Annotated in this window: 7 protein-coding genes; 6 read left to right on the top strand and 1 reads right to left on the bottom strand. The window is 53.5% G+C overall.

Annotated elements, in window-relative coordinates; translation table 11 throughout:
- From POG22_RS04165 to POG22_RS04140, 6 genes are all read left to right on the top strand, one after another.
- On the top strand, positions 1-770 hold a 770-nt coding region (locus POG22_RS04165), incomplete at its 5' end, for a DUF4382 domain-containing protein (protein ID WP_498903807.1).
- Positions 771-1,805: 1,035 nt separating this feature from the next.
- A complete protein-coding gene (locus tag POG22_RS04160; protein ID WP_498903806.1) occupies positions 1,806-3,950 on the top strand; it encodes a choice-of-anchor K domain-containing protein in 2,145 nt (714 codons plus the stop codon).
- A 355-nt stretch (positions 3,951-4,305) separates the two neighbouring features.
- Complete coding sequence (locus tag POG22_RS04155; RefSeq protein WP_498903805.1) at positions 4,306-4,782, top strand: carboxypeptidase-like regulatory domain-containing protein; 477 nt, start codon at positions 4,306-4,308, stop codon at positions 4,780-4,782.
- 20 nt (positions 4,783-4,802) lie between these two features.
- The gene (gene cbiM / locus POG22_RS04150; protein WP_498903804.1) at positions 4,803-5,459 is read left to right on the top strand and encodes a cobalt transporter CbiM; all 657 of its coding nucleotides are present in this window, start codon (positions 4,803-4,805) and stop codon (positions 5,457-5,459) included.
- Between the two features lie 124 nt (positions 5,460-5,583).
- Positions 5,584-6,363: a cobalt ECF transporter T component CbiQ gene (gene cbiQ / locus POG22_RS04145; protein ID WP_498903802.1), complete on the top strand. Its 780-nt coding sequence runs from the start codon at positions 5,584-5,586 to the stop codon at positions 6,361-6,363.
- Between the two features lie 288 nt (positions 6,364-6,651).
- Positions 6,652-8,343: a methyltransferase gene (locus tag POG22_RS04140; RefSeq protein ID WP_498903801.1), complete on the top strand. Its 1,692-nt coding sequence runs from the start codon at positions 6,652-6,654 to the stop codon at positions 8,341-8,343.
- 194 nt (positions 8,344-8,537) lie between these two features.
- On the opposite strand, the gene POG22_RS04135 is transcribed toward POG22_RS04140, so the two are convergent.
- Positions 8,538-11,744, bottom strand: a complete 3,207-nt coding sequence (locus POG22_RS04135) for an ATP-binding protein (RefSeq protein WP_498903800.1) — start codon at positions 11,742-11,744, stop codon at positions 8,538-8,540.
- Positions 11,745-12,076 lie beyond the last annotated feature (332 nt).

Below are 12,076 nucleotides of genomic sequence, written 5' to 3'. Positions count from 1 at the left end.
CCTCCGAAACCACCCCAGAGACGACCGGTGACGAACCGGGAACCCTCAGCGTTCGAGCCAACGGTGAAGATTTCGTCCGTCAGGGATTTACCACTAAAGACGGGTGGAGCGTTCGCTTCGACAACCTCTACGCTCATCTGAGTGACGTAACGGCCTATCAAACCGATCCCCCCTACGACGCCTTTTCCGGTGGCGAACCCAACGCCAAAGAAAGCATCGTTCTCGTCGAATCCCAAACCGTCGATCTCGCCGCTGGAGACGAAGCAGCCGAGCCGATTCTTCTGAGCGAAGTCGAAGCCCCAGCAGGACAGTACAACGCCCTCTCGTGGAAAATGACGCCTGCTACCGACGGTCCGGCTGAGGGATACAGCATCGTTCTCGATGGAACTGCTGAGAAAGACGGCGAAACCATCGATTTCATGCTGAAATTCGGCGAACCCCTCGCGTTTACCTGTGGTGAGTTCGTCGGTGACGAGCGAAAAGGGATTCTGTCCTCCGGTGGAACTGCCGATCTCGAAGCCACCTTTCACTTCGATCATCTCTTCGGAGACGGAGACGCCCCCGCTGACGACGAAATCAATACCGGAGCGTTAGGATTCGAGCCGATCGCCGTTTTAGCTGAAAACGGAACCGTCGAAGCCGATCTCGAGGCGTTATCCACCCGCCTGTCTCCGGAAGAGTACGAAACCTTGATACAGCTATTACCGAGTTTGGGACACGTCGGCGAAGGCCACTGTCACGAATCGATGACGGCCGAGCCAGGGGAATAGACACAGGACGCGATCGGGACGTTGCACGTCACGTCCTGATGAAGCTCATACTCCTTCCTTTTCCGATACACTAGGGCGTGTCATCAATTAAATTCAGATTCCACTTAGGGAAAGGCTTTCAGCGATTTCAGTTTCAGATCGGATTAAAGCCTGAAATTCAGTGTTGACAAGGAGTCCACAGCTAATTGATGACAGACCTTAGATTTCAAGAAGTCTTCACCACATCCCCCCTCAGTCCCCCAAAGGATAGGGGGGTTGGGAGGATAGAGGGACTTGTCGGGTTAGGCAAAACCAGTATTTGAGTCCTTCCTCGACTCCGCTCGGACTCAACGCTTCGGCTCCGCTCAGCGTTGAGATTCGGATTCCGTATCAGTGGTGCAGAAAACTTTTCGAGATTGGGGATTGACAAAACACATAAAATATGAATTGAGATTCGAGTTAGATCCCCAGCTAGAGATGCCGGGGATCTCCGGCAGCACAATTTACCGATCTGGGATTGTGCGGCCAACCCTTTCATACGGCGATATCTTTTCTAAGGGTCTCCTGAGATTACGGTGTAATTTGTTATGAATAATACGAAATCGAACCGGGGCGCATTGCCATGACGCCCCTACAGCAAGGGTTTTGACCCTGTATAAAATCCGCTTATCACCTCAAACTCCGAAGACCCTTTTCTAACAAGGGTTTCAGGACTTTTCTGCACCACTTTCTCCGTAATTCTACTGAGAAAATATCAGAAATTGAAGCTTAGAAAGCTGTGACGGGACGTTACGAAAACCGACTAAGTTACCGATAAGATCTGACCTGCCGAAAGAGTCTCAGAGATTGGGATAGCTCGACAAAAATCCTTTAAAAATCAAAAAAATCAAAAAAAAAATTCTAGATTTCGGGAACATTTACGCTTCGCGTTCCATCTAGCTTTCAAGACGGGACAGCCCGCGATCGCGCGCGCGGCAGAATCATCGGGTGCTTTATCGTCCCGACCCTATGAATTTGTAATTCGATCGACCAATTCATTTATAGAGGAACTGAGGCATGGATGACGATTTAATGATGGATATGCTGGACGACCCCGATACCGGCGGTCCGATGGACGACCTAGACGACACTGGGGTTACGGACGACACCGACGATACATCGGGAGCCTCTAGCGTGTCCTTTGACATTGCCAACTTTACAGGAGACGACGCCACCGCCAGCGTAACTCTCGAAGAAACCTCAGAGGGCATTCAAGTCACGATCGCTGGAATCGATCCGATTGCTGACATCAACGGTATCTTCTTCAACGTGGTTGACGATGCACTCTTGAGTACGTTGAGCGTTGCAGGCGACGACGTGACGGGTTCCGACTTTGCCGGAAACATCAGCGGTGTCGGCGATGCCGTTATCGAACCTCAAACCTTCGACGCAGGCGTCGCGATCGGAACCGCAGGTATCGGTAGCGACGACATTCAAACGACCAGTTTCCTAATCTCGAGCGATTCGGGAGAACTAACGCTCGACGACCTGCTCGGTGAAGAATTCGGCGTTCGCCTCACCAGTGTCGGTGACGGCCGAACGGGTAGCAGCAAGCTGTCCGGTGTCGTCCCTGCGACGCTTCCCGACGACGACATGACCGACGACGACATGACCGACGACGATACCTCTGACGAAGATACCCCCGACGACGACATGACCGACGACGACGCGACGGGCGGCGAAGGGGACGACGACATGACCGACGACGGTGGTGACGATGTCTCCGACGACGGTGGCGATGGCGTCTTTGTCGGCACGTCCTTCGGTCAGTTTTCCGGTCCGGTCGAAGACAATCCCGACGCCGTTTACGAACTCAGCGACGATAACGGTGGTACCGAAAACCGCTTCGAGTGGGGAGATCCCGTCAGCGACAGTTTCTCCAACATCGTCCAATTCGACGGTAGCGACTTTGGCACCGAAGCGGGCGAACAGTTCAAAATCGGTCAACTGTTCTATCGCAACGGAACCACCAACAGCAACTTCAACGGCGATTTCGGCTTTAGCCTCAACATCGATATCGACGATCTCGACGACGATCCCGAATCCTTCGACTTCTTCTTCAATATTCTCAACACCCCGAACGAAACCGGAGATCCGGTCGAAGACGGCGATCGCCTGCGCTTTGCCACCAGCGGCTTGAGTCCTCAAACCTTTGAATACGAAGGCGGAACCTACACCATCGAACTCGACGGTTTTTCCATCGACGGGGGTTCGAGTATCGAAACCGGATTCGACGCTCCCGAAGAAAGCTTCCAAATCGCCAACCTCTACGGCAAAATTACCCAACTGTCCGAAGGAAGCGAAGATGCCTTCGATCCGCTGCCTGACGAAGATGTCGGCGATATCGCTGACGGCGGCGGTGTCTTTGTCGGCGGCGACGGAACCGGAAGCGGTGCGGTAGCCGGTTCGGTGTTAATTAAAACCGAAGCCAAACTGAGCGTGTTCTGGGGTATCAGCACCTCTGCCGAAATCAAATTCAATAACGGCGAATTCGCCGAACTTCCGGCAGAAGGTGGCGAAACTGACCTCGACGACCTCGGAGAAAACGTGGTCTCTGGTAGCGACAACGACGACACCGTATCTGGCACCGACGACAACGACGTAGTCGCCTGCAACGGTGGAAACGACGAAGTCAACGGAGAAGCCGGGAACGACGTTATCGCCTCCGGTGACGGCGAAGACATGGTCATGGGCGGCGACGACAGCGACATCATCAACGGCAACACCGACGACGACATGATGATGGGTGGCGACGGAGACGACGTCGTTTATGGCGGTCAAGGTAACGACCAACTCATGGGTGAGGACGGCGACGACGTTCTCATCGGCGACATGGGATCCGACCAACTCATGGGTGGCGAGGGTGACGATAACTTCGTCCTGCGTGCCGAAACGTCTAGCGACACCACCTCCGCTCAAGAAGCCGACTGGATTCTCGACTTCCAAGCTGGCGATCGCATCGGGATTACCCAATCGCTCAGTTCCAGCATCGAGTTCGTCGTCGAAGACGTGAACGCCGATGGCGTGGACGATATCGCCCTGCGCGTCGAAAGTAGCTTCTACCTCGGCGTCGTGTTGGGGATGGGTAGCGAGGACATGGAATCCGTACAGGAAGCCGTCTTTGACGTTTCCGATTCGGACTTCTTGCTCGGGATCGGTTAGCGATCGCCCCGTTGCGGAAGTTTCCCAAACCGAACCTTTCGCTTGAATTCCCAACCTCCTGAATTTTGCGGCCCCTTGCGACACAATAAAAGCAAGGGGTCGCTTTTTGGCACTCCTGATACGGAATCCGAATTTCAAATACTGGTTTTACTCAGTCAGCCAAGCCCCTCTATCCCCCCAACCCCCCTCTTCTTTGGGGGGCTAAGGGGGGATGTGGTGAAGACTTTTTGAAACCTAGCTTATCGGAAAAGGATGGAGTATGACCTGAAAAAACATGGAAATTTCCCAAGCCCGAGAAAAAGGCGATCTACGATAACGGAGTCGCCCCAACGCGATCGACAAGGAGGGAACATTGATGAACTGGCAGCAGACCATCGCCCTGTGGGGACTCGTACTGTTCGGCTCAGTCGAACCCGTCCTCGCCCACGGTGCAAATATCGCTTATCGCAGCCAAGCGGCGATCGAACTCCAGGCTACCTACGACTCAGGAGAACCGATGGCCGAAGCTCAAGTAACGGTTTACGCTCCCGACAATCCCAGCGTCCCTTGGAAAACTGGCACGACCGACGACGCCGGACAGTTCGTGTTCGTTCCCGACGGCGATCGCACCGGACCCTGGACGGTCAGCGTCCGTCAAGCCGGCCACGGCGACATCGTTGCGATCGACCTCGACAATAGCAACGGAACGGCCGCCGCCCGCAATACGAAAAGCGAGACCGCTTGGGTTGCCGAAGCCGGAGAAACCAACCTTCCCCAACGCCTGTTAACCGTCGCCGCCGTTACTTGGGGCTGTATCGGCACTGCCCTGTACTTCAGTCGCCACAAATCGTAGATTGTTCTCAAAGGTCGTTTATGCACATTGCCGACGGGTTTCTCCCTGCCAAAGTCTGTCTTGTCGGATACGCCGTCACGGGTGCGGCCACGTGGTTTTCCCTGCGTCAAATTCGCCGCGATCGCGATCCTCAAGCCAACATTCCCAAAGCCTCGTTACTCACCGCAGCCTTTTTCGTAGGATCGCTCATTCACATTCCCATTCCCCCCGCCAGCGTTCACCTGGTTCTCAACGGGTTGCTGGGAGCAGTATTGGGATACTACGCCTTTCCAGCCATTCTCGTCGGGTTGTTTTTCCAGGCGGTGATGTTCCAACACGGCGGGATGAGCGTTTTGGGGGTCAACGCCGCCATGATGGGCATTCCAGCACTCCTGTCAGCGTATGTCTTTCAGTTTCGCCACCGCTTTGGCAGCGACAACCGCACGACTTTGAGCGTGTTTGGATTTCTCGCCGGGGCGTTAGGCGTCGGATTGTCAGCTTTAATCTTTTTTGCGATCGTTATCGCGAACGTTCCCAGCAATCTCAACGCCGAAGCCGAACGTTCCGCCGTCTGGATTTTAACCCTGTCCCAAATCCCCCTCGTCATTATTGAAGGCGTGTTTACGTCCATGCTCGTCCTGTTTCTCCAGCAGGTCAAACCCAGCCTTTTACAGTCAACAGTCAACAGCGAGCAGTGAACAGTGTTTCAGTCACCCGTCGCCAGTCACCCGTCGCCAGTGAAGACAGTTTTCAGGTGACAGTTTCTCCCCCTCTCCCCCTCTCCCCTTCTCCCTTTCTCCCCCTCTCCCCTTCTTTACTGAAATGCGTCACGGTTTAGACGAATACGCCCGCTTAGATTCCCCCTTACACCGTTGGGAACCGCGATGTAAGTTCGTGGGATTAATGGCGTTAATTTTTACGTTTTCCTTTATCGAGGATTTGTACCTGTTGCTCCCCATGCTGGGGATTACAGTGCTGTTGTACAAGCTCTCTCGCTTACCGAAAACCTATTGGTGCGATCGCCTGCACTATCCGGGCTATTTTCTATTAGGTGTGGTGGTGGTGTTGCCCTTCGTTTCGGGGGAAACGATACTGTTCGAGATCGCTGGGCTGGCGGTACGCTGGGAAGGACTGCTCGATGTGGTCGAAATTGCGACGCGGTTCCTCTGTATCGTGACAGTGAGTTTGGTGTTGTTCGGGACGAGTCCCATCGCCACGACGCTACGGGCGATGCGATCGCTGGGCGTCCCGTCGCTGATTACCGATATGATGCTATTGTTTTATCGCTATTTGTACGAAACCCTCGATCGCCTGACACAAGTTCAAACAGCAATGCGATTGCGGGGTTTCAACAGACAACAGTTGAGTTGGCGCAATCTCAAGATTCTGGCGTCCCTCGCCGGAACGCTCCTCGTGACCAGTTACGAGCAGTCGGAACAGGTTTATCGGGCGATGCGTCTGAGGGGATACGGTCGCTCTATGGCTCGGGTGTCGGAAATTCCCGTTCGTACTGTCGATGCGATCGCGCTGGGGGGCGTGTTAGCCGTATCTCTTACCTTAGTCGTTTTACAAAGTCTCGGTATCGAAATTTGGAAATTTTAAACACTTCTCTATCGAAAAAGGAAGACACAAAAACTGTATTTTTTAACGAGTTTTAGATCGAAGCATTTATATCTTAAATATTCGTGTTTTGTATTTTTAATTTAAATTTTTAAAAATACAAAATCAATAGAATCTTGACTAATTCAATAAAAACGCTATCGGTCGTAAATTGAATTTTCAATAAAGATACTGTATGTAACTGTACATAGCGAAAAATCACATTTAGTCAAAATTCCGATTAGTTCGCGTTACACTCAAACGTAAAAAAATAGAGTACAGCCATTTCTAATGACTCGAGAATATTACGATCGCATTAACCACCAACTCCTCGATGCTTTACCGATCGACGTCGGGCGAATTATCGAAATTGGCTGTGGAACGGGCGCTCTCGGTCACGCCTACAAACAGAAACATCCCAATACAGAATATATCGGCATCGAACTCGAAGCGGAGGTGGCTGAAATTGCCCAAACGCGGCTCGATCGCGCGATCGCGGCAAACGTGGAAAACCTCGACGATCCCCAACTGCAATTTTCCCCCGAAAGTGTCGATTGTCTCGTCTACGGCGACGTTCTCGAGCATTTAGTCGATCCCTGGCGCGTGTTGAACCATCACGTGAAATGGCTAAAACCGGGCGGATGGGTGGTTTCTTCCATTCCCAACATTCAAAACTGGACGATTTTAAGAGACTTAATTCGAGGACAATGGGAATATCAAGACGAAGGATTGCTCGATCGCACCCATTTACGCTTTTTTACCTTGGAAACCGCACAAACCATGTTCGCCGAGGCGGGTTTACAAGTGCGACAAGTCGGGCGTACCATTTCCCACGATCCTCGGGAATTCGAGGCACTCTATCCCCATCTGGAAATGGTGGCAAAAACCCTCAACCAACCCCTCGATCGCTTCAAACTTCTCGTAGAAACCCATCAATTCGTTATCGCTGCCACCAAACCCCAACGGCGTTTGTTGATTCAAACCTTAATGATGGCACCGCTGGCGTGCGATCGCGTCCGCGTTCTCGAACCCGACGAATTCAGCAACAGAATCCCCGGCGTGCGTGCGGTGTCGTCCGTAAAAAATGCCGCCCTCAACATCGCCGAACCCTCTGAAGAAAAAGTCTTCGTGTGGCAACGGGCGTTATTAGAACCCAAAATCGCCATAAAACAACAGAAAAACTTACTCGATCGCGGCTATCTCATCGTGGCAGAAATTGACGACGATCCGATGCGGTGGCCGCAGTTCGAGCAAACCGACTTTTTCAGCTATCGAAGCTGTCACTGCGTTCAAACGTCTACCGAACCGTTGGCGGAATTCCTGCGTCAATTTAACCCTTACGTGAAAGTTTTTCCCAACCATCTCGCAACGCTGCCACCACCACGATCGCCCGCCGATTACGACGCCGCAACCGTCTTTTTCGGAGCGTTAAACCGAGAAGGAGATTGGAAACCCTTAATCGGTTCGATAAATCGAGTCTTGAGCGAATTCGGCGATCGCGTCACCGTGAAAGTCCTCCACGATCGCAGCTTTTTCGATGCCCTCGCCACCCCGAACAAAGCCTTCGCACCGTTTTGTCCTTACGAAACCTACCAACAAGTGCTGCGATCGTCGACCGTCGCGTTACTTCCCTTAGAACCCACGCGTTTCAACCAGATGAAATCCGATTTGAAATTCGTCGAATGCGGCGGTCAAGGATTAGCCGTCTTAGCCAGTCCGACGGTATACGAACGGAGCATCATCGACGGTGAAACCGGATTGATTTACCGTTCCACAGACGATTTCGAGGCGAAATTCCGCGAACTCCTCGCGAACGCGAACTTGCGGCGCAAACTGGGAACGAACGCCTATCACTGGGTCGCAGCACACCGCCTTCTCGAACGTCACCCAAGCGATCGCGCCGCCTGGTATCTCGAAATGCGCGATCGTCTCCCCGAACTCAACGCCGCTCTCCGTCAGCGAGTTCCCCAGTTGTTCGAGTGAGTTGGCGGTGTACATTGGCGGTGCGTGACAGAGCGATCGGTCTCACGTTCGCGGAAGCGGTGCGTAGCACTTTCGACACCCCATTTTTCAGGTCACGCACCCTTGTCTGTTGGCGGTGTACATTGGCGGTGCGTGACAGAGCGATCGGTCTCACGTTCGACACCCCATTTTTCAGGTCACGCACCCTACGACTGTCAATGGTCCGTTATTTTCGATCGCGTTGTTTCGACCCGATCGAGCATTTGGGAGAGTTCCTTTAACCCCTCGTCAGCACCTTCTAACGAGTTCGCTTTCGCTCGTTCGTTGAGTTGGCTCGATAACGCCATCATCGAAGGAATCCCCACGTTACCGCTGGCACCTTTTAACTGGTGGACGAAACGACAAAAGGTTTCGGCGTCGCGGGCTTCTAAAGCTTGGCTGGCACCATTTAAATATTCGTAAGCGGATTCTAAAAACGAATCGAGCAGCTCGATCTCGAACTCCGCATCGTCGCCAGAGACCTCGTGTAACCGGTTCCAATCGATAATATCTTCTGATTCCGAACGCGATCGCTCGCCGTTGACGCTGTTGACAGGATCGGCGTCGAGGTCAGTTGTTTCGCTCGCCTTTGTCGTCGCCGTACGCCGTTCGTTCGTGCGGGACATCCAAGACGCCAGCACTCCTTTTAGCTTGTCCATCGTCACGGGTTTGGCGAGGTAATCGTCCATCCCCGCATCGAGACATTTTTGCCGATCGCCTTGCATGGCGTGCGCGGTCAGTCCCACGATCGTCGTGTGGCGATCGCCGTTGGCTTCTAACTGCCGAATTTCGCGAGTGGCTTGATACCCATCAAGAACTGGCATCTGACAGTCCATCAACACGATATCGAAGACATCTTGGGATAGGCAATCGACCGCCTCGCGTCCGTTGTTGACACACTCAGCCGCGTACCCGAGGAGTTTGAGTTGGTTCATCACCACCTTTTGATTGATGCGGGTATCTTCGACCACCAACACCGTTCCGAGTGCGGTCGCCACTGCATCCTCAGTCGGTGGAGACGACGCGATCGCCCGAGCGACGAGAGGTAGACTGGGTAAGGCGATCGAATCGTCCTCTTCGTTCTCCGGTCGCGTTGGTGCGTTCGATTCTACGGAGCGATCGATCGCGGCAAACTGAGCCGTAAAGCGGAACGTCGAACCTTTACTCGGGCAACTTTCGACCCAAATTCGACCGCCCATCTTCGTAACGAGTTGCTGGCAGATAGCCAGTCCCAAACCCGTTCCGCCATACTTGCGGGTACTCGAAGCGTCCACCTGCGAAAAAGCTTGAAACAATAGGTTGAGATCCGTTTCAGAAATCCCAATTCCCGTATCGCTGACAGAAAATTCCAAAATCGGCATCGTGGGGGAACCTTGGGAATCCGTAGTGTTTCGCCCCGAAGAGGCCACGCGCCGCACCGACATCGTTACCGAACCGCGATCGGTGAATTTAATCGCGTTTCCGACCAAATTCATCAAGACTTGGCGCAACCGCCTCGAATCTCCCAATAACTGCATAGGAAGATCGGGTTCGCGCTGAACTTGTAGGGTCAAGTTTTTACTTTTGGCCTGTACGGCGAACAGGTTGACCACCTCTTCGAGACAGGTTTGCAACTCGAACGGATGGCGATCGAGCTTGAGCTTGTCCGCTTCGAGCTTCGAGAAATCGAGAATGTCGTTAATTAAATTGAGCAAATGTTCGCCGCTGGTTTTGAGAGCTTGTGTAAACTCGAGCTGCGTCTCGGTAAGATCCGTCGTCAGCAATAAATCCGTCATCCCTAACACGCCGTTCATGGGGGTTCGGATTTCGTGGCTCATGTTGGCCAAAAATTCTGACTTGAGGCGAGCTGTTTCTAACGCCGCTTCTCGAGCTTCGACGAGTTCGTTAATTTGCGTGCTAGCGATGACGATTCCGCCGACGCTACCATCGGGTTTGTACCAAGGATGGATCGCCCAACGCAGGTGAAGAACCGATCCGTCGTCGCGCTTCCAGGTATCTTCGGGGTTTGAGGCCGTTTCCCCTTTCAGAGCGCGATCGTACATGGCTTTCCAGCGATCGGGAATGTCGGGAAACACATCGTAGTAACAGCGTCCGACGAGCGATCGCCCTTCCAAATCGTAATCAGAAAGCCAGGTATTGCTGTGGGCGAGATAGCACATTTGCGTATCGACCATCGCCATCGCGACCGGGGCTTGGGTGACAATTTGGCGCAGTTGCTGTCGTTCGGCCTCGATGGTGGCTTCGTAGCGTTTGCGTTCGGTAATGTCGCGCACGATCGCCAACACTTCGTCGTCGCCACTGGTGACGATTCGCGCCTCGAAATCGTGTAACTTGCTTTGGCCGGTTTTGCGATCGGGGATGCGAAGTTGGTACTCGAAAATCTGCACCTCTCCCGTGGTTCGCGCTCGCTCGGCATAATACATATTGCGATCGGCCAGTTCCGTCGGCAACACTTCGTACAAGCTTTTACCGAGAAACCCACTGCGGGACAATAGCAACGGTTGGTCTTTATCCGCCTGCACGTCGAGATAGGTTCCGTCGGTTCGCAGACAGAACATGGTATCGGGTATCGCTTCGAGTAAGGCTTTGTTCTTAATCTCGCTTTTTTGGACTTGTTCGGCCCGCTGCTCGAGATACAAGACCATATCTTGGATTTGGCCGGTCATGCGACTGAAAGACTTCGCCAGACCCCCCAGCTCGTCCTGACGTTCGAGATCGAGTTTCGAGAGAATGTCAATGTCCGTCGCCCGCTGAAATTCCCCTTCGGCGACCCATTTCGTGGCTTCAGCTAGCTGACGTAGCGGCTCGGAGATCGAACGACTGACCCACCAAGCCACCGCCCCACCGCCGACTGTCACCAAGAGGGCGATGGGAATGCTGCGATTGCGAGTTTCAGCGGCTTGACGGTCGATATCTTCTGTCAGCACCGTTACGCTGATGGCACCGACGGTTTCGGGGCCGACTTGTACCGTTTGGCCGGCTAGGAGGCGATCGCCCTCCCATTCAAAAACGGGACTTCCACTGCTCAAGACGCTCTGACCGAACGGATCGGGGGTCGGGGTCGATACCGTTCGGGCCGTATCGGCAACGATGTTACCCTGACGGTCGTAGACGCGGCCGGAAACGATCGAGCCGTTTTCTGCCAGTTGCGATAGCAGTGTCTGCAACGGTTCCACGTTGCCCCGCAGCAGGTTGTCAGCCGAGGTTTCCGACAGAACGTCTAACGCTAACTTCGTGCGAGTTTGAAGTTCGCGGTGGAAAATTTGCCGTTTGCCCCGCAACGACAGTAATGTAACGCTCGTGACTCCGATGAGGGTAGATAGAGCGATCGTGGTGGTGAGTTTGACCGCAAGCGGCCATCGTCTCCAGCTCAGTTGGCGCATACGACTTCTTCAAATGGGAGGCGGTAGCAAACGAAAGTGATGTCGAACCGGGCGATCTAACGAGGCGCAACTTCTACAAAGGCACTTCGTTCGACCGCCCGTCAATTGGAATAGGGGGGACAACACACCTCTCTAGAATAACTGTTCTGTTTTGCCAACGGACGACTCCCCACGAGGCGAAGATCGACGCTCTATCAAGATCCGTCGCAGTACTCCGCCTATACCGCGAAGCGGTTAGGGGGTGGTGAAGCGGCGGTGAGTTGAGGTGCGTCCCCTGAACAATGCGATAGCGAGAGAAGGGGATAGCGCCGAAACGAGCAATCAAATATAAT

The organism is Geitlerinema sp. CS-897 (genome assembly GCF_028368005.1).
GTDB classification, from domain to species: domain Bacteria; phylum Cyanobacteriota; class Cyanobacteriia; order Cyanobacteriales; family Geitlerinemataceae; genus Baaleninema; species Baaleninema simplex.
The sequence above is the reverse complement of the archived record's forward strand: the minus strand, read 5'-3'. Positions and strand labels throughout refer to the sequence as shown.